Source organism: Streptomyces sp. NPDC104309 (assembly GCF_055584025.1).
In genome coordinates this window covers 19,120-36,105 of sequence record NZ_JBVJMV010000042.1, presented here as the reverse complement: position 1 = coordinate 36,105, position 16,986 = coordinate 19,120, and the positions used below count along the sequence as shown (strand labels likewise).

Here is a 16,986-nt window from a genome sequence, read left to right as displayed (position 1 = left end):
TGATGTGGATATAGGAACGCCCACGGGAGCGATCGGCTGATGCCTCCGCGGGGTCACGGGCGGCTCCCGTCGTCGGCGGGCACCTCGGCGAGCAGTGCGGCGCCACCGGCCCCGTCCACGAGGCCGGTGCCCCGGCAGTGCCCGCAGTAGCCGGTGCCGTCGGAGTGGGCGGCGCGGAAGGTGTCCAGCTCGCCGCGTACCAGGGCGGTCACCCGCGCCAGCTGGCCGGGCTCGATCGGGACCTGATACTGCTCGCCGGTCGACGGGTCGGTGACCGTGACGGTCACGAGCTCGGTCCCCTCCGGGTCGGTCGGGTATCCGTCGGCCAGCTCGGTGAGCGTCTCGGCGAACGCGCCGGCGGCCGGGGTGGTGGTCTGGGTGCTCATGCGGTGACTCCATCCGTGGTGGTGTTGGCCGCGAGGAAGGCGCCGGCGGCGGCGCTCGTCTCCCCGCTGGTGTCGTACTTGACGTCCCCGGGAGCCTCGGCGGTGAGGCCGCTGGCGGCGGTGGCGATCCGCCACCACCCGTCCGTCGTTCGTGTAAAAGCTGACGCGTGCCTCGCCGCCGAACGCCTCGAAAAGGCGCGGTGCAATCGCGCCGGTGGGCGAGGGGATGCAGATGCCTCTGCAGATCTACTTCCGGATCGACTGCGTCGATCCAGATCAGTCACCAGCCAGCGCCTGCTCGCGATAGAGCTCGCAGATCCGCGTAACGGCTTCAGCCGGAGGCTCGTAAACCGGCGGCAACTCGCCGATCGCGACGTCGAGTTCCCGGACACCTGGCAGTGGCGCGGGCCGCGGCATGACCTTGCCCTCGGCGGTGTCGAGGTACTGCGAGATCGCACGCTCGATGCACCGATTACGGGTCAGCACCCCGTTGATGCCGTCGGCCGGATCGAGGTTCAGGTCGAGTGCAACTGCCTGGTTGAGCACCTGGCGCATCCTGTACTCGATGGTGCGATGCGCGTTCAGATCGATGACGGTGCCCTTGTCGCCGAGCAGCACCGTGTCGAAGACACCCTCGATGCTGTCCGAGAGCTGCCAGCCGGGCAGGTGCTCGAAGGTGCCATCGGTCTCAGGGTCTTCAGCGTCGAGCAGAGAGTTCCAGTCGCCGCGCCGGCGCTTCCACTCGCCATCCGAGATGTTCGCCGGCCGGTCAACCTGGCTCTGGTAGTGATAGTCGATGAAGATCGGGTGGCCGTCGGCTTCGAGGGCCGTGAGCGCGTCGGTGTACTCGCGTTTCCTGGCGAACGGGTACGCCAGCTGGTGCGTGCCCCACTCATCGGCGACTTGGCCGAAGACGATGCTGAAGCGCAGCGGGTCGTGGAACGTCATCCGGTCATCCAGTCCGGTCTGCTCGTCGAGCCAGAGCTTCCGGGCCAAGAAGACGAGGTAGTTGTGCAGGGGGCCGCCCATGTCGCGTTCGCGTACCTCGGCGTCGTCGACGACGCGGGCGACGTTCCTGGCGATGATGGGTACAGCCAGCTCGCGGAAGACCTCGCGCATGCGCTTGGAGATCACGCGGGTGAGTTCGAAGAGGTCGGGCGCGTGGGCGGTCAGCCGCAGCCCGTCGTGCAGTTTGGCGCTCATCGGAATTTCCGTTCTCGGGACGCTCATACAGCTGTCAAGCAGCTGGAGCGAGGTCGTTCGGAGTGAGGTGGCGTTCGACGTCAGTGTGGGTGCGCGTCGAAGCACATCCGGATCGGCACGATGGTGTGCAGCGCGCTGTTCGCGGCCCGGTCACCCCTGCGGTTGAGGCGGTGGCGGTGGGTGCGGCCGGAGGAGGCCGGGATTCGAGCGACACTGGCGAGATGCGCAACTGCCCCTTCGGACCACATGCGTGCGGGATTGCCGCCGACCTAGGCCAGCAGCCGGCCGGCAGTCTCGGGGCTGTGCCGAACAGCTCCAGCAGCGCGGGGGCCGCCTGCCTGACCGGTGGGTTGTCGAGTTGTTCAGTTGTCTCTCATGCCACCATCCGGATCAGCTTCGCTGATCAGATGATGTTCTCTAGCTGTGTTGTCTCGGGAGATTGGCTACGACTCATTCCCAGCCACTGACGCAGCCGAGAGCGTCAGTGGCTTCCTTGTCAACCCGCCTCCGTTAGTCGGACGTTAAGGGCCATCCCTGCTGCCTCCGTAGGCTTCTGTTCATGACGACCGACCGCACGAGCGTCACTATCGGCCTGTCGACCCGACCGGGTACGGCTGGCCCTACCGGCGATGCCGCCGTGGTGCACACCCTGGCCGACCAGACCACGGCGGCCGCCGTGGTCGACGGCATCGGTCACTCCGAACGCGTGTCCTTCGTGGCCACGCTACTCGCCGAGGTGGCCGCTCGCGTCACCGCCCGGCGCGGCGCCCTGGCCGGACTCCTCAGCGCCGGCGAGCTGGTGGCAGACCCCGGAGTCAGAGAAGAGCCCGAGCCGGATGCGGTCGCGGTGGCTGCGGTCACCGGCCCTGGAGATGACACCACCCGGATCGCCTGGGTCGGGGACGCCCGCGCGTGGGGATGGGACGGAACGCGGCTCCGCCAGTACTCCACCGACCAGACGATGGGCCAGTTTCTACGGGAAGTGCACCCAGGTGGCCCCCCGGAGCGGGCCGAGCACCACAACGCATGGGTCCGCGTGTCCCTCGCGACCGCCGTCGTGGCCACCGTCCGCGAGGCCGAGATCCCCGACCGCCTTGTGCTGCTCACCACCGACGGCATCCACGACACCGTCAGCCACGCTGAGCTGGTAGCCCTGGTACGTACGCACGAGGACCCGCAGGTACTCGCCGATGCCCTGACCGCTGCTGCTCGCGATGGCCGTGATGGTGCACGTGACGACGCCACTTCCGTGGTCCTACTCCATCCCCTCGGCTTCGGCGTCGGACTTTCCCCTCATCCGCCGCGTCTTGCGGTACGGACGGTCCATGTCCACGACGGTGACACCGGCGGCACCCAGCACCCGGGCGAGCCCGGCAGCGTAGGCGCCGGAGGAGCGACGGAAGCAGGCGGCGTCAGCTCTCCTCGCTGATCTCGATCAGGTGGGTGCGGATCGCGCCCGACGGGTCCGGCGCCTGCACCCGCAGGCGCACCGGCTCGCCGGGCACAGGCGGGATCTGTTCGACGGTGAGGATATCGCCGTACTGTGTGCCAGCCTTCTTGTTCAGCGCGGTATGGATCAGTGTGCGCAGCTCGATCGGGCTCATCGGCCAGCTCCCTTCTTGGCGGCGCTGTACGTGGTGAGGGCCTTGGTGTGGCGGTTCAGGTCGGCGACGATGTCCTCGACGATTTCGCGGTTCTGGTCGGTGCCGCCGAATGTGCCCCATGGCTTCCAGATCTTGCGCTCGGTCGGCTGGAAGCGGTCGATGGCGTCGAAGGAGAAGACGTTCTTCGGAGCACCGGAGGCCTTCGCCTCCGCGCAGCGGTCGATGATGTAGTAGGCGTTCGAGCCCAGCAGGATGTGCCAGGCGACGATGTAGTGGTAGCCGTGGTTGACGGCCGGGTCCGCGAGGTGCTGCTTGCCGTCGCGCCACTGGATCGAGCCGCCGTAGCGGCTACGGAAGACGGGGACATTCATATTCAGCTCTCCTCGGTGGCGGTGTCGGGGGTGGTGAGCGGGATGTAGAGGCGGCGGCCGTCGATCGAGCACTTGGAGGAGAATCCGGTCAGGTGCGCGACGCGGTTCGGGTGCAGCGGCTCGACGCCGGCGGTCAGGACGCAGGCCCAGTCGTCGATCTCGTCGGCGGCAGTATCGGCCTTCGCGTAGTCGTCGAAGAGCACACCCATGTGTTGCTTGGCCCTGGTCTCCAGCTTCGGGGTGACCGCGACGGCGACGAAGAAGTGGTCCAGGGTCTCCTGCTCGGCGAGGGTGTAGCGGGGCATGGTCAGTTCTCCTCACGGTAGGTGTGGGCGGCGCAGTAGTTGGTGAGCCAGCCCTCGACGATGGAGCGCAGGTGGGTGTTCTCGGGGGCGTAGTACTCGTTGAAGTCGCGGATACGTCCGGCGAGTGCGCGCGCATCGCGGTGGTCGTCACCGTCCACGGGGACGTTGCCCCCGTCGATCGCGGCGATCTGTTCGAACGTCGTGCGGAACGGATGGGGCAGTTCGGCAGTCACCGCATCGGCAGCCGTAGTGGTGCTGATGTCCTGGGTGCTCGACACGCGGGCATCGTTGAAGCAGTAGGGAACGGTCGGCTCGTCGGGGTGGTAGTCGATCGACTTGATCCTCCACTCGGCCGGGTCTTCCTCATTGTCTTCGATGAAGGCCCAGTTCGCGGTGGCCATGGCCTCGTTGTCGTTGACCAGGTAGGAGTACTCGCCGCGGCACGGGTCGCAGCCGTTGGTGTACGCGAACATGAACGACCCGCCGTCGGGGTACCGGTCGATGTCGAAGTTCGGGCCCTCGGTCACCAGGATGTCGAGGCCGTCACCTATGTGTTCCATGCACGTCGGCCGGTTCGTGATCTCGTGGTGCTCGACGGTGCCGTAGACGAAGTACCGCTGGACCAGATAGATCGCCCGCATGAGCGTCGCGGCCTGGGAGATGTACTTGCCGTCCAGAATGACCCGGCGGTCCGCGCCGTCGTAGGTGCCCTTCGGCATCTCGATGACGGTGTAGGTGCCCGGGTCCGCGCCGCCGATGCGGACCTCGCGCTTCGTCGCTTCCACGGACTAGCCGACGCGGACCCACTCGGTGACGGTGCCCACGACCCGGTCGGTCGTGCCGCGCCGGTTGTAGCGGTACTCGGTCGTGAAGTCGTCGCCCCAGTGGTGGTGCATGTTCTCGTACTCGGTCTCGGACACCGGGTCGAGACCGAGCAGTTCCAGGCACTTGTTCTGCGCGGCGCGGATGTCGGCTACGGGGATCAGGGGGGTCCTTCACTCGGAGGTCTCCTCGGTGTTGTTGGCGGCGGTGATCACGGGGCACGGCTCGCCCCAAACGCTGGTGCCCGGCCGCCCGGCCCGGCGGCCGTTGACGGATGGAAGCGTGGTGTGCGCGGCGGTGGCGAGGTGCGCGCGGCCGGAGTGCTTGCCGTCGTACAGGGCGGCGTCGGCAGCCCGCTGCAACACGGTCAGGTCGCGGGTGCCGAGAACACCGGTGGCCGCGGCGCCGACCGAGGCGGCGACGTCGACGGTGCGGCCGTCGTCCAGGACGACCGGCGTGTGCAGCATCCGGACCAGCTGCGCGAGGCGCTGCTCCAGGAGCACGGCGGGTACCTGGACGACTACGGCGAACTCATCGCCTCCGAGGCGGCCGACGGACGCGCGCGGGCCCGCCCACGCGGTGAGCCGGGCGGCGGTCGCGGCCAGGACGGCGTCCCCGGCCGGGTGCCCGAAGTCGTCGTTCACGGCCTTGAAGTGGTCCTGGTCGACCATCACCACGACTAGGTCGTCGCGGCGGGCCAGGAGCCGGTGGGCCCGGGCGGTGTACGCGTCGCGGCGCAGGAGGCCGGTCAGCGGGTCCTTCTCCTTGGCGGCGATCTGCTTGTACAGGGTGACGGCGTGGACCGCCCAGCCGGTCAGCGGGACGGCTGCGGCGGTGATCAGGAGTGCGCGCGGGCCGAACCGGCCCCGGGTGCGCAGGGCGGAGTGCATACTGGGGATCTCCCTCTCCTCTCGTACGGGTTGGGTGGGCCCGGGGCGGTCGACGTGGTTACCAGGCCGATGGCGGCCGTCCCGGGGCAGAGCTACAGCTCGAAGGTGCTGGGCTTGGTCCAGCGGCAGGGGTTCGTCCAGCGGCAGGCGGTCGCGGCGGGCCAGTCGAGTTCCCAGCCGGGCCGGAATCCACAGGCACCCCAGGCGTCCGGCCGCCCGTGCGGGATCTCCAGCCCGGCCTCCGTCGCGGCGCGTGCCGCGTCGTAGACCTCGTGCGCAATTTGTACGGCGGCGCTATGGCTGTCGGCCCGGCCGGTGAAGATATGCAGACCGCGCAGGCCGGGCGCCTCGGTGTTGCGCATCGGGACGCTCACCTCGAAATACGGCAGCGGCATGACGTCCATCTTCTCTCCTGTGTTGAGGGGCCACTGCGACCGCCCCGGCCCCGGCGTGTGCGGGGTCCGGGGCGGCACAGAGTGCGCTCAACTCGGGTGAGGGATCAGCTGGCCTTCTCGATGCCGTCGCGCAGGTGGGTGCGTGCCCAGGCCAGGAGCGAGCGCTGGTCGCCGCCCGGGCTGGTGAGTGCGTCGGTGAGGTGGGTGGCGGCGGAGTCCAGGTCGTTACTGGCGTCTTCGAGGTGGCTGAGGCGGGACGCGGCGAGGACATCGCGGACCTCCTCGACCAGGTGGATGAACCGGTTCGGCGTGAGCCCGCGCGGCGGTTCGCTGCCGATGAGGACCGCGAGCTCTGAGGTGAAGCAACTGTCGAGCGCGGTGAAGGTGTCGGCCCAGGTGGTCTGGACGGCCATGAGGGCCTCCTCGTCAGAAGTCGAGCCGAAAGGTGATGAGGGTGCTGGGGTCGCCGTGTCGCGGCGGGGCAGCTGCGTCGACTGGGGAAGAGAGCGGGGGTGGACCTTGGGCACGCTCACTCTTCGGTTTCCTCCGCTTCCTGGGCCTCCTCGGCGGCGCGGGCGTCCGTGCGCTCCCGCGCGGTGTCGGTGATCAGCGGGCAGGGCTCCGTGACGCAGTTCTCGCAGGAGGTGCACTGCTCCTTGCGGCAGTTGTGGCCGCTGGTCTCGATGGCGTCGGCGAACTTGGTGCGGACCGCGGCGGGGATTCCCGAGTTCGACGCGGAGTCGTACATCGAGCAGGCCCAGGCGTGGCTGCCACCCGAGCGGCCGGGGTCGATGACGTGTTCGTGGATCTTCCGGGTGATCTGGGCGAAGATCTCCTGACCGTTGATGAAGTACTTGGTCTCCGGGTTGCCGTCACTGTCGACATAGGTGATCACGTCGGTCCGCGTCCGGGCCTCGATCTTCGGCAGCACCTTCGGGCCGCCGACCTCCACCGGGGCGATGCGACGGATCTGGTCGGTGTAGTCCCTGGGATCGATCGGCTGGTTCCCGCACTGCCGGCACTCGGTCTCGGTGCTCTCGGGCAGCAGGAAATGGGAGAGGCTGACGCTGCCGTCGTCCGCCACGCTGAGGACCGCGCGAATGCAGATCTCGACCGCGGGGCCACAGCCGGGCGTCGCGCACGTCATCTTGTCCACAAGTTTCTCCTCGGAAATGAAAGGGGCCGACAGCTCCGTACAGGAGCCATCGGCCAGCGAATCGCTATGTCAAGAGAAGGTGAGGTAAATGATGCGCTCTGGTGTCCCTCAGCCGGCCTACTTGAGGTCCTTCTCCTTGAGGACCAGCTCGGCTAGCTCCATCGCCACGCCGGGGTCGTCCCATTAGCCGGGCTGCCCCGTCTCCCCGGACTGAGTGGAGATCAGCAGCGCCAGGTCCGTGGCGTCGGGCTTGCAGTTGATCTCGCGGAATGCGGCTACCGGCGCGGTCTTCTCGCAGTCGGCACACGTGAACGTGAACGTGCTTGGCGAGAACGTCTTGAAGTCCGGGTTGTCGCCGACACTCTCGCCGGTGTTCGACAGGTGGTGCCCGTATTCCGCCAGGTACTTCTGCCGGATCGGCCTCGTGAACTCGCCCGTGCTGTCGTGGAGGATCAGGTTGTCGCCGTCGGTACGAATGTAGGTGAGGGTGTAGTTCAGGCTCGGGATGGTGAACGTCTGGCCCGGCTCCACAGTCCGGCCGGTCTCACCGATGTGAATGACCATGCGGAACTCCTTCTGGGGATAATAAAAGCGGCCCACCAAAATGGGTGAGCCGCCGAGTCGTTGTGGTGTCCTTGGTTCTACCGCTCGTCTTCGTGGCAGAGCCCGTTGTCGATCAGGTACGACTTGTCGGCAGCGAGCTGCCGGATCTTCTCGGTATAGCTGGAGCTGGTCCTGGCCCGCGCCGCGGCTGCGTCCGTGACAATCCCCATTGCGGACCGCCACTCATCTGCACTGCCTTCCGCCTGGTACGACCGCTGTAGTCGTTTGAGCAGGCGGTGGGACCGCACGAGATCCTGGGCCAGGTCGCTCGGTGCGGGAAGTGGCATGTGGTGGAGGCTGCTCCACGGCATGGTGAGCAGCCCGGCCGAGCTGACTACAGCGATCTTCATCGGTTAGGGCTTCCTCTTGAAGATAAAGACGCGCCCGTTCCCCTGGACGAGGACCTCGTCCTTCCTGGGCACGTACGCCTTGAAGAACTTCGCGACGTCATTCACGTGCTCGATCGGAAAGCCGTCGTACATCCGAAGCCTCTCTCCTCCGCGGCCTGGTGGGCGTCTTGCCAGTCCCTCTCGTCGTACAGCTCGTTCATCGTGGCCGCCCTTTCAGTTGAAGCGGGTGAGGGACGCGTACGACTTCTCGGCCTCGACCCGAACGTTGTGGGCGAGCTGCCTGTCGAACTGTGCGTCCGTCAGCTTCTTCGTGCCGTCGGCTGCGGTCACGCCGACGTTCTCGCGGACCTCCTTGACCGTTGTGGGTAGCTCGGCGTCGGCGTCAGCGTCCCAGCGGGAGCACCGGACGGCGACCTCCCACATCCGGATGCGGACCCACACCTTCTCGGTGTTCCGTGCGGTTATCTTCTCGATGCCGACGATCCGCAGCATCTTCGCCAGGTGCTCCTGCACGTCGCTCATTGGTGCCCCTCCTGCTCGATGATCGCGGCCAGCGTCAGCTCGGCCCACTGCTTCCTGACGTTCTCCACTCCGAGTTTGGAGTTCGGGTAGCCCTCGCGCGGGTTCGGCATGTTCTCGCGGATCGTCATACTGCCGATACGCGAGCCGTCGCTGAGGCTGAACCGGTGGCCGTCGAACTCTGCGTACTCGCAAGCCTCGGTCGACTCGCAGTTGCAGACGCTCGTGATGCTGTCGGTGAAGATGTTGTTGGGCGCGAGCCTGTTCTCGTAGTGCTTCGTGGCGAGTTTGGCGCGGATCTCGCCGAACACCCACGGTGACGCGTTGTGGTGATCGGCGTACTCCTCCAGCAGGACCACGTCCGTCCTCCGTTCCGCGGCCTCGCCCTGGCCCACGCCGCCTCGGGGCTCGCGGTGCCACCAGACCACCTCGACCGTTCGAGCCGGATTCATTCGGACCCCCCCTTGTTCTTGATCCACTTGTCGGCCCGCTGGTCGAGCCACTCGATCACGTCCTGGTCGGCGGCCTGCTCCTGGGGCCGGAACACCCAGAGGTACTCGTTGTCCGGGAGCGGCTTGCCGAGAACCGGGCTGTAGACGTAGGCGTAAAGGTGGCCCTGCCAGGTGAAGTTCCATCGCGTGCCGTCCGCGTCGGTCCGCTGTGCGTGCCAGGGGTGGTCACCGAGGTGACGCTCGTAGCCGCCCAGGTCCTTCCATTCCTCCACGCGGCCGTCGCGCCAGCCGGTGCGCATGGCCTTGTAGATCCATTCCTCCCAGTTCCCGACGATGCACTCCTTGCCGTACGGCGGCCGGTGCTTCTGCACCCAGTCGGTGTGCGCGCGGTCGAAGTCCTTGGAGGCGCCGGTGACGCCGAGAGCCTCGAAGACGGCCAGCTCCCAGCCGTCACAGCGGCGCATCAGCCAGCCCGTGGTCAGTCGGGTGCGGGTGTGGCCGGAGGCCGCCAGATCGATCACCGGCTTCCAGTCGTTCTGCTCGGCCGGGCTCATCTCGATGTGCAAGCCGCCCGTGTAGCGGAACTCCATCGCCCCCATCGACCGACCCCAGGACCGTCTCGTCCAGGGGTACTTGTTGTAGTCCCGCAGTCCGGCAGCAACGTGTCGGCCGCGGAAGAAGTCGTCGCACATGACCTCGAACGCCCCCTGTGTGCGCGGCACGAAGTGTACGGACGGGTCGTAGGCACCGTCGTTGAAGAAGTTCTCAATCCGCAAGTCGGGCTCACGGATGTCGAAGCGGTCCGGGTAGGCCCCGTACGGAACGGACGGGCCCGGCCTGATCATGACCTGCATCCAGCCGTCCCACCGGAAGGTGAGGTCCGCGCCAGGATGGTGGTACTCGAATTCCAAGGGAATCCTCCTCGTACTCTTCTGCGCGGTGCCCGCGCATAGCGCCCCGTTCCAGGTTCGAACCGGAGCCGCACCCACGTTCGTCGTGCGTACGGAACGGGCTGATTGGGTGCTGTGCTTAGCTCACGATGCGGAGGAACGCTCGGCCTCGGGACGTCCGTGGAGGACTTCGTTCGCCGCGTCCTCGCGGAGGATGAACGTCGGCCACCCGCGTTCGTAGAGGAAGTCCGCGGCCCACTCCTTGGACTGAATGACGGGGATGCGCGAGGCGTCGTTGGCCGTGTCGGGCTGGGCGACCCACGTTGTGGTGCCGTCCGCGAGAGTGTGCTCCCACACGTAGCCGTACACCGTGTCGTGGGCGACCTTGCGGACGACGAGGAAGCCGGTGGTGTAGTCGTTGCGCGCGGGCAGGAGGTCGACGTGCTTGGCGAGTCCGGGCAGCACGCTCACACCTCCGGGGTGGGAAAGATGCGATGCTGGCGGATACGCCGTCCGACCGGCCCCCAGGCCCCGGCGAGTTCCTGTACCGAATCCGAGGACACCAGTCGGCGCGGCTGCCACGACAGCACGTCGCGGAACGCGGCCTCCGGGGTCCACAGCCGCACGAAGTGCTCGCCGTGCGTCCACGTGGCGAAGGACAGGCTGCCCGAGGCGGTCACCATGTTGTGGAAGTGTCACGTGACCGTGCGCTCGCCCTTCCCTCCAGTGTTGTCGATCTCCTCGGTCTGCGGCAGGTCCGGCTGCTGCTGTCGCCAGTACCTGCCGCAGGCGCGGGCCTGCTCCCGGATTTCGTCAGCCAGCTCGTGGCCGGCCGACGTCGTCATGTACGTGCACGGCTTGATCTCCGGGTCGTCGGGCTCGGGCGAGATCTCGTTCCGAAGGTCGGGCGCGGATGTCGGAGGGTGGGGCTACTCCCAGAGGCCGGCCACGCACAGGTCGGTGACACTGGGCAGCTCGGACAGGATCGAGTGGAACTCCTGCGGCTCGTACTTCCTCTGGCGCGTGGCCTTGGTCAGCCGCAGCCAGAGATCGATCTTCACGGGAGATTCCTCGTGGTCGCGTGTGGCGATGTATCCGGCGTCCATACACGAGTACTGGACTCTGTCGACGACCGTGATCAATTCACCGAAGGCGATCCGGTCTCTTCTCCGGGGAACGGGGAGCTCGCCCGTCTCCCAGGCGAATTCGGCGGTGTGCTCGACCCCGTCGTGTTTGAAGCCGAGGTCGAAAGCCGCGTAGACGCGCACCTCTGTTCTCCTTCTCTGACTGGTCCGGGTAGCGCCCTGTGCACAGCCCGGCTGTGTGGAACGGAATGAGGGGGCGGAAGCCGGCGGACAGGGACCCGTGCATCCGCATCAGTCTCGCCGTCTGCTCTACGGCCGCTCTTCCGCTGGGACTACAGGATCTGGGGAGGCAGCGGGTCTTCGCTCCCTCGCTAGCTCAATACGTGCTACGCCCAGTCGTCGGCGGTCAGCTCAGTTCCGACCTTGACCGTGTAGGACGACCAGCGCACCACCGTGTCCTGGTCGCCGACGATGTTGTAGAGGATCTGCTTGTGGTGCCCGCCGTCGGGATACTCGTGGTACTCCTCGGCATACTCGCGGGCCAGGTCGATGGTCGGGAACGGGATCTCGACCGGCTCCCCGTGCCAGCAGTGCGTGGTCAGGGTGCCCTTGATCGGCATGATCCGGAACCGCTCACCCTCCGGCGGCATCTCGCCCTCGTACAACCATCCATCCGTCGACCCCCAGCCGCGCGCCTCGCCCTGGTACTCGGCTTCGGCCTCCTCACGCGTCTCGTACTCCGTGATCGTCGCCTTCCGCCGCTCGCTACGGAGGTGGTTGCACGAGTCCGACCAGCCCGGGGCGCGCACGTAGTAAGGCTTCGGTCTCGGCGTATAACCCGGCTCCGACTTCTCGCAGCACGGCTCCAGAATGCAGACGGTGACTACATCCGCCATGAGTCCCCTTCCCAGGAGAATCTGCCGACTCGGGCTTATCCACTGTGCGGCGTGAACGGCATCGCAGATGCCGATGGACTTCAGCTGCAAGCCAGCTCGGTGGCTCGTGACCAACTGCCCATCCGGAAGCGGATGGTGGTGGCCGGCGGAACATCAGACTTCGGATTCGCCGGATCCGTGCGCCAGGCTTCGTAGGCCGCCAGCGTCGTGGATCCCGTTACCAGCAGGCACCGCCGGATCGCGGCGATGAGCTGTTCCTGGGTCCACTTCGTCGTCGCAGCGTGGAGCTGCTGGGGCTGTTCGACCACGGCGAGGCCCGCGAGTTCCAGCGCGCGGTTCCAGCTGCCGAAGCGGCGCTCGTACAGCGGAGCTGATGGATCAGCCGGGTGCCGGCGCTGCTCGAAGGTGCGCCGGCCGAGAGTGCCCTCCCCCTGCGCCAGGTGGACGAGCACGCGCAGGAGCTGTTGGTCGGTGTAGACGACCGGCCCGGACTTCACGGGCGCGGGGACGTGCACAGCAGACAGAGTCATGGTCGGTCCTCTCGTTCTGGAAGCCGGCTGCCCGTCAGATCGTCTGCACCTGCACGAGCTGCTGGTCACGGGTGATGGACGCGAACACGGCGTTGAAGGTCCTGGGGAACTGGCCGTAGCAGGTCGAGTCGTCCATCTCGACGGCCAGGTACGGACGCTCCTTGAGCCAGGTGGCGGCCTGCTTGTCGACGTAGACCGAGCTCTCACCCTCGAAGACGATCGGGTGCCAGGTCTTCTGGTCACCGCTCACGTGCAGCGTGAGCGTCAGCAGATCGGCGTCGGTGGTGGCAGAGGGGGCGACAGAGCGCGAAGCAAGAGCAGTCATGGCGAGCAGTCCTTCGTGGGAATGAATGAGAAGCCCACGAGCAGCCGCCCGAGAAGGGGCCACCCGCAGCCGACACGCGCACGACGTGTCACAGAGTCCTCCGGATCAACTCCGTTGATCCCCACACGCCAAACAGACCCGCAGACACCCTGCGGCGCCGAGCTCTGCTCGGCGCGCCCTCTGGACTCTTTATCTCGCAGCATTCTGACTCATCACAGACCGCCATTCAATAAGCACTCCGATAAGATGCCATCAAAGGCCAGTCAAGCCAGTCCGACTAGAAGGTGACAGGAGAGGCGAGGCGAGACGCAATGAGGACTTGGAGAACGAGGAAGGCCGGGCTCTCCGCTGTGACGCTCGCGGTGGCTGCGGGCGTTGCGCTTGCCGGGTGCTCCAACGACAACAGCGGCACAGCCCAGGAGGTACAGCCCGCGCCGAGTCCGACTGTGAATACAGTCAAGGTCACCGACAAGGCTCTCGGTGAGGCGCTGGACAAGCTCGCCTTTCAGGGCACCGGGAGTTCCAGCAGGGACGGCGGCGCCTGCCTGGCAGCCGCCGTGCGGAAGGCCGGCATGCCAGACGAAGCGCTGGCTTACATCGTCAAGGCCGACAGCGACGACACGGGTTCAGTCATCGACGGACTGAACAAGGTCAGCGAGGACGACGCTGCGCGGCTGGCCTCGCGGTCGCTGCGCGCGGACTTCGACACATGCATCGACAAGGCTGTGCTGCCGAGCGGCCTGAAGGCCCAGACCTACGTGCCGCCGAAGGTAGCCGGGAAGCCTGTTGCGGGTAAGCCGAACTTGAAGCCGGTCTATCCGGCCCGCGTGGATCAGGCAGTCGGCTCGTCCATCGAGCTGACCAAGGGCCTGGTTTCGATGTTCTCCTCCTACGCTCAGGACGAGGGGCAGAAGAAGACGTACGCCGCGGCCGGCCCGTGCGTGTCGACCCTGGTATACAACGCCGGCTTCAGTCAGGAGGCGCTGCACTTCCTCGCCGGCGGCGCACCCCTCGGAGCCAGGTCGATCGTCGAGCATCTGCCCAGCGATAAGGACAAGGCGATCTGGCAGTCACCGAGGTTCACTCAGGGGATCGTCGACTGCACGACGAATGCGACGGCGGCTCCCACTCCTGGTTCCTGAGCGGAGGAGTGGCCAGCTACCGGCAGCCGGCAGGAATACGGCCCTCGGGTCGGTACACATGAATCGGGTCAGCGATCGTCTGCCACGCCGGCCTGCGACCCTCGCGGGCCCCGGTCACGGTCATGACGGCGTCCGTCGGGGCGATCGAGCCGGACACGTACAACTCACCGGCGAGGTACCGCAGGGCGTCTCGCCGGATTCCAGGGAGAACAGGCCGACCGCGGTCGTACTCGGCACGCCACGCCCGCCACGCCTCGGTGGGAACGTCCACGCTCCAATGCATCCGGGCCACGATCCGGCCGTCGACGATCCGAGCCGGCCCCGTGTGCACCGTGTAGAACCACACCTGGCATTCCTCGACGCCTGGGATGGACTCCCACACGCACGACAGGTACGCGGTGAACTCCCATGGAGCACGGTCCGGCTCGTATCCGGTGGTGTTGATCCACGAGTCCAGACTGATGGACCAATGAGTGAACAGTCGGCACCTCATGGGCGCTCCTTCGAGTCGGGCCGTTCAGTCGGCGGGCCATCGTGGAATGGCAGAGGACCTGGTGCGATGCCGCACCAGGTTCTCGTTTTTCTTGCCGTCACCCGAAGGTGGATGCGCTCCGCAGCAGGTGGCCCCGCCCGATGGGAAGGGAGTCGAGTAAAGCCCCCCACTGCGGCGATGCGCCGCCAGAGGGGGGAACTGACTGGGCGCGGCTGCGACTCTACTGGTATTCGAGCCGAATCGCAAAGAGCGCAGGTGACTTATTGAATAGCATTGATAGGATGACCTCATAGATTAGTCAAATAAGGCAAGGAGACGCCGCGCATGACCGTCACACAGGAGTTGGAGAGGGCGCTGCAGCCTGCGCGCGGCGCGAAGACGAAGCCGCCGGGCGCGACGCCGAGCAACAGCAGCAGCCTTGGCCGTCAGGGCATGTTCGTCCGGCTGGACCCGGACGACAAGCAGCGCGCAAAGTACTGGGCCGACAAGCGCGGATTCTCCTCGGTGAACGAGTACGTGGCCGAGGCGGTGGTCGAGAAGATTCGGCGCGAGAACCTCGACTACGACCTGCCGACGCTGGAGATCGCGCGGCTCAACGAGCTGATCGACCAGATCAGGGCGCTCTCGACGAACAACGCGAACCTCGAGCGCGTGGTCACTCAGGGCTTTGACTCGCTGATCGGGCTCACCCGCGGCGACAACTACCTGCTCGACGACTAGGACGGTGAGCTCGCATGAGCCGGGACTTCGCAGAAATACTGGAGGCCGCCACGTCCACCGCCGAGGTGATGGAGGTGGATACGTCCTTCCTTGACGCCTACCGGCGCGGTGGGAGCGAAGAGTTGAAGCGCGTCCAGGCCGAGGTGGCGCAGCCTGAGCCTGAGGTGGCAGCGGGTGAGCCCGATGTGCAGCTTGATGAGGCCGGCGACGCCAACTCTCAACCCGAGGTTGAGGGTCCGCAGCCTGATCTCGATGAGGATGCCGAAGAGGACAGCCTGAATCTGGAGCCGGACTACGAGCCCGACGCCGGTGACTCTGAGCGGGCCGGCGGATCCAGCCAGCGCGGTGGTGGTGCCGGCGGCGGGCAGGAAAGCACAGCCGGGACGCTCCTGGGCAGTGCGCCGGCGGGCCCGGTGGCTGATGCTGTGCCGGTTTCCGGGGCACAGCCGGGCGTCGAGAACGCGGCGCATAACACTGCCGCTGCACCGGATGATGCCGAGCACATCACGCCCGGCTCGCTCCAGCTCACCGACCATCAGGAGGCCGTACAGAGCGCGGCCTCGAAGGGAGGCTCAGGCAGCCCGACTGACGGAACTGCTTCGCTCCCCCAGTCGGGCTTCCGGCTTGCTGGTGTGAAGAGCCAGCCGCATATCAAGGCACTGCCTGAGGGCATCATGAACGCGCTGCGGGAGCAGCTGCGGGCGGCCGCGGTCCGCGAACTGGGCGTGAGCGACAGCGCCGCGCGCGAGTTCAGCCAGCGGCTGAGCCAGGGCACGCTGGTGACGGCGTTCCTGCTGGCGCAGCTCGACCTCCGCATTGATGCAGACCCGGCCACCGAACGCGCCGTCGAGCTGTTCCGCTCACGCGATCCGCTGCTGGGCAGCGTGGTGGCACGGCTCGCGGGCATCGAGGCCGCCGAACGCGAGCGGGACAGGCTTCTGCACAAGCTGCACGACGAGCTGGCCGACGTGCGCCAGACCAGCGCTGTGGTCGAGCAGGCGCTGGCGTACTCCATCGCCGACCGTACGGAGAACTTCCTGCGGGGCTCGCACAACATCCACGACGCGCCGATCACGCACAAGGAGGCGATCTACCTCCGGGACAAGGCGCGCGAGGCGACCAGGAAGCAGATGAAGCTCGAGCGCGAGCGGGAAGGGCGGCCGATCCGATGAGCGCGACGAGCAAGGAGAAGCTCTTCCCCGAGCGCCAGCGCTGCAGGAAGTGCGGCAAGGGCCTGGGCCTGCGGGCCCAGGACCCGGTGCACCTCGGGCTCTACTGCATGCCGAAGTGCGCAGGTATGGCTGTGCCAGCTTCGCGTCCCGAGGACGCGCCGCGCGGATGCCGGACGCAGCGCGATGGGGCGTGGGTCTTCAAGCGCCGCTACCGGAGTGAGCAGGAGATCCCGGCGAAGCTCCGGGAAGATGCGTCGACGAGCTGGTACTGGTGCGAGGAGAGCTGCGGCGCGATCCACGTCGGCCACACCCGCATGGGTGAGCGTGAGAAGTTCAGGATGTTCGAGGACCTGGCCGCGGACCTGCCGGATCTACTGATCAAGCTCAGGGGCCAGGCCACGCGCAAGCAGGTGGCCGAAGTGGCCGGTGTGCGGCCCATCCGGCTCAAGGAGCTGGAAGAAGGCGCTGAGCATCCTGAGGGGCTCAAGACGCTCGGCAAGGTGCTGAAGGTCTACCGTGTTCGGCTTGGCGTGGCGATGCCAGCCGGGCGGTAGTAGGGCTGGGCAGACGACGACCCCGAGAAGCAATGGCTTCTCGGGGTCCTCTCTTTTTCGATGAGCGGTGGCTGTTCGAACAGCGTGCCGGCGCTGGCTTTCTCTGCACGATCAACGCCCCAT

The 16,986-nt window shown here is 66.9% G+C and carries 29 protein-coding genes and 1 pseudogene; 5 read left to right on the top strand and 25 right to left on the bottom strand.

The window, feature by feature from the left end; translation table 11 throughout:
* Positions 1-53 precede the first annotated feature (53 nt).
* From ACZ68L_RS37405 to ACZ68L_RS37395, 3 genes and pseudogenes are all read right to left on the bottom strand, one after another.
* Positions 54-386 (bottom strand): hypothetical protein, encoded by a 333-nt coding sequence (locus tag ACZ68L_RS37405; protein WP_469586658.1) that lies wholly within the window; start codon positions 384-386, stop codon positions 54-56.
* 276 nt (positions 387-662) lie between these two features.
* Positions 663-1,589, bottom strand: coding sequence for a hypothetical protein (locus tag ACZ68L_RS37400; RefSeq protein WP_469586654.1), 927 nt, complete (start codon positions 1,587-1,589; stop codon positions 663-665).
* 92 nt (positions 1,590-1,681) lie between these two features.
* Positions 1,682-1,855, bottom strand: a pseudogene (locus ACZ68L_RS37395) (transposase); the annotation flags it as partial.
* A 293-nt stretch (positions 1,856-2,148) separates the two neighbouring features.
* Here ACZ68L_RS37395 and ACZ68L_RS37390 point away from each other — a divergent pair.
* Positions 2,149-3,018, top strand: a complete 870-nt coding sequence (locus ACZ68L_RS37390) for a PP2C family protein-serine/threonine phosphatase (RefSeq protein WP_469586651.1) — start codon at positions 2,149-2,151, stop codon at positions 3,016-3,018.
* On the opposite strand, the gene ACZ68L_RS37385 is transcribed toward ACZ68L_RS37390, so the two are convergent.
* The 21 genes from ACZ68L_RS37385 to ACZ68L_RS37285 all read right to left on the bottom strand — a co-directional run bounded on the left by ACZ68L_RS37385 (position 3,002) and on the right by ACZ68L_RS37285 (position 12,782).
* Positions 3,002-3,193, bottom strand: a complete 192-nt coding sequence (locus ACZ68L_RS37385; protein WP_469586648.1) for a hypothetical protein — start codon at positions 3,191-3,193, stop codon at positions 3,002-3,004. The genes ACZ68L_RS37390 and ACZ68L_RS37385 overlap by 17 nt on opposite strands.
* Positions 3,190-3,564 (bottom strand): hypothetical protein, encoded by a 375-nt coding sequence (locus ACZ68L_RS37380; protein ID WP_469586645.1) that lies wholly within the window; start codon positions 3,562-3,564, stop codon positions 3,190-3,192. Before ACZ68L_RS37380 ends, ACZ68L_RS37385 begins: the two co-directional genes overlap by 4 nt.
* Positions 3,565-3,566: 2 nt before the next feature.
* Positions 3,567-3,869, bottom strand: a complete 303-nt coding sequence (locus tag ACZ68L_RS37375; protein WP_469586642.1) for a hypothetical protein — start codon at positions 3,867-3,869, stop codon at positions 3,567-3,569.
* Between the two features lie 2 nt (positions 3,870-3,871).
* Complete coding sequence (locus ACZ68L_RS37370; RefSeq protein WP_469586640.1) at positions 3,872-4,654, bottom strand: hypothetical protein; 783 nt, start codon at positions 4,652-4,654, stop codon at positions 3,872-3,874.
* 3 nt (positions 4,655-4,657) lie between these two features.
* Positions 4,658-4,789, bottom strand: coding sequence for a hypothetical protein (locus ACZ68L_RS37365; protein ID WP_469586637.1), 132 nt, complete (start codon positions 4,787-4,789; stop codon positions 4,658-4,660).
* 75 nt (positions 4,790-4,864) lie between these two features.
* Positions 4,865-5,581 carry a GGDEF domain-containing protein gene (locus ACZ68L_RS37360; RefSeq protein WP_469586634.1) on the bottom strand — a complete coding sequence of 239 codons (717 nt, stop codon included), beginning with the start codon at positions 5,579-5,581 and terminating at the stop codon, positions 4,865-4,867.
* Between the two features lie 92 nt (positions 5,582-5,673).
* Positions 5,674-5,985 carry a hypothetical protein gene (locus ACZ68L_RS37355; RefSeq protein WP_469586632.1) on the bottom strand — a complete coding sequence of 104 codons (312 nt, stop codon included), beginning with the start codon at positions 5,983-5,985 and terminating at the stop codon, positions 5,674-5,676.
* A 95-nt stretch (positions 5,986-6,080) separates the two neighbouring features.
* Complete coding sequence (locus ACZ68L_RS37350; RefSeq protein ID WP_469586629.1) at positions 6,081-6,389, bottom strand: hypothetical protein; 309 nt, start codon at positions 6,387-6,389, stop codon at positions 6,081-6,083.
* Positions 6,390-6,505: 116 nt separating this feature from the next.
* Positions 6,506-7,132: a hypothetical protein gene (locus tag ACZ68L_RS37345; protein ID WP_469586627.1), complete on the bottom strand. Its 627-nt coding sequence runs from the start codon at positions 7,130-7,132 to the stop codon at positions 6,506-6,508.
* 183 nt (positions 7,133-7,315) lie between these two features.
* Positions 7,316-7,696 (bottom strand): hypothetical protein, encoded by a 381-nt coding sequence (locus ACZ68L_RS37340; protein WP_469586624.1) that lies wholly within the window; start codon positions 7,694-7,696, stop codon positions 7,316-7,318.
* 77 nt (positions 7,697-7,773) lie between these two features.
* Positions 7,774-8,085 carry a hypothetical protein gene (locus tag ACZ68L_RS37335; RefSeq protein ID WP_469586622.1) on the bottom strand — a complete coding sequence of 104 codons (312 nt, stop codon included), beginning with the start codon at positions 8,083-8,085 and terminating at the stop codon, positions 7,774-7,776.
* A gap of 213 nt (positions 8,086-8,298) precedes the next feature.
* The gene (locus tag ACZ68L_RS37330) at positions 8,299-8,607 is read right to left on the bottom strand and encodes a hypothetical protein (RefSeq protein WP_469586619.1); all 309 of its coding nucleotides are present in this window, start codon (positions 8,605-8,607) and stop codon (positions 8,299-8,301) included.
* A complete protein-coding gene (locus ACZ68L_RS37325; protein WP_469586616.1) occupies positions 8,604-9,056 on the bottom strand; it encodes a hypothetical protein in 453 nt (150 codons plus the stop codon). The genes ACZ68L_RS37330 and ACZ68L_RS37325 overlap by 4 nt, the downstream gene beginning before the upstream one ends.
* A complete protein-coding gene (locus ACZ68L_RS37320) occupies positions 9,053-9,967 on the bottom strand; it encodes a hypothetical protein (protein WP_469586613.1) in 915 nt (304 codons plus the stop codon). Before ACZ68L_RS37320 ends, ACZ68L_RS37325 begins: the two co-directional genes overlap by 4 nt.
* Before the next feature lie 123 nt (positions 9,968-10,090).
* Positions 10,091-10,417, bottom strand: coding sequence for a hypothetical protein (locus ACZ68L_RS37315; RefSeq protein ID WP_469586610.1), 327 nt, complete (start codon positions 10,415-10,417; stop codon positions 10,091-10,093).
* Positions 10,414-10,629 (bottom strand): hypothetical protein, encoded by a 216-nt coding sequence (locus tag ACZ68L_RS37310; RefSeq protein WP_469586607.1) that lies wholly within the window; start codon positions 10,627-10,629, stop codon positions 10,414-10,416. Before ACZ68L_RS37310 ends, ACZ68L_RS37315 begins: the two co-directional genes overlap by 4 nt.
* 12 nt (positions 10,630-10,641) lie before the next feature.
* Positions 10,642-10,791 (bottom strand): hypothetical protein, encoded by a 150-nt coding sequence (locus tag ACZ68L_RS37305; protein WP_469586604.1) that lies wholly within the window; start codon positions 10,789-10,791, stop codon positions 10,642-10,644.
* An 84-nt stretch (positions 10,792-10,875) separates the two neighbouring features.
* Positions 10,876-11,214: a hypothetical protein gene (locus tag ACZ68L_RS37300; RefSeq protein ID WP_469586601.1), complete on the bottom strand. Its 339-nt coding sequence runs from the start codon at positions 11,212-11,214 to the stop codon at positions 10,876-10,878.
* Positions 11,215-11,417: 203 nt separating this feature from the next.
* A complete protein-coding gene (locus ACZ68L_RS37295) occupies positions 11,418-11,927 on the bottom strand; it encodes a hypothetical protein (protein ID WP_469586598.1) in 510 nt (169 codons plus the stop codon).
* An 80-nt stretch (positions 11,928-12,007) separates the two neighbouring features.
* The gene (locus tag ACZ68L_RS37290; RefSeq protein WP_469586596.1) at positions 12,008-12,457 is read right to left on the bottom strand and encodes a homing endonuclease associated repeat-containing protein; all 450 of its coding nucleotides are present in this window, start codon (positions 12,455-12,457) and stop codon (positions 12,008-12,010) included.
* 34 nt (positions 12,458-12,491) lie between these two features.
* The gene (locus tag ACZ68L_RS37285; protein WP_469586593.1) at positions 12,492-12,782 is read right to left on the bottom strand and encodes a hypothetical protein; all 291 of its coding nucleotides are present in this window, start codon (positions 12,780-12,782) and stop codon (positions 12,492-12,494) included.
* Positions 12,783-13,132: 350 nt separating this feature from the next.
* Between ACZ68L_RS37285 and ACZ68L_RS37280 the strand changes: the two genes are divergently transcribed.
* Positions 13,133-13,924 carry a hypothetical protein gene (locus ACZ68L_RS37280; RefSeq protein WP_469586590.1) on the top strand — a complete coding sequence of 264 codons (792 nt, stop codon included), beginning with the start codon at positions 13,133-13,135 and terminating at the stop codon, positions 13,922-13,924.
* A gap of 16 nt (positions 13,925-13,940) precedes the next feature.
* On the opposite strand, the gene ACZ68L_RS37275 is transcribed toward ACZ68L_RS37280, so the two are convergent.
* Positions 13,941-14,417, bottom strand: a complete 477-nt coding sequence (locus ACZ68L_RS37275) for a hypothetical protein (RefSeq protein ID WP_469586587.1) — start codon at positions 14,415-14,417, stop codon at positions 13,941-13,943.
* 324 nt (positions 14,418-14,741) lie between these two features.
* Here ACZ68L_RS37275 and ACZ68L_RS37270 point away from each other — a divergent pair, with 324 nt between their 5' ends.
* From ACZ68L_RS37270 to ACZ68L_RS37260, 3 genes are read left to right on the top strand one after another with little or no spacing between them, the layout of a single operon-like run.
* Positions 14,742-15,137 (top strand): hypothetical protein, encoded by a 396-nt coding sequence (locus tag ACZ68L_RS37270; protein WP_469586584.1) that lies wholly within the window; start codon positions 14,742-14,744, stop codon positions 15,135-15,137.
* A 14-nt stretch (positions 15,138-15,151) separates the two neighbouring features.
* On the top strand, positions 15,152-16,309 hold the full coding sequence (locus ACZ68L_RS37265) for a hypothetical protein (protein WP_469586581.1): 1,158 nt from the start codon (positions 15,152-15,154) through the stop codon (positions 16,307-16,309).
* Positions 16,306-16,863 (top strand): hypothetical protein, encoded by a 558-nt coding sequence (locus ACZ68L_RS37260; RefSeq protein ID WP_469586578.1) that lies wholly within the window; start codon positions 16,306-16,308, stop codon positions 16,861-16,863. Before ACZ68L_RS37265 ends, ACZ68L_RS37260 begins: the two co-directional genes overlap by 4 nt.
* Positions 16,864-16,986 lie beyond the last annotated feature (123 nt).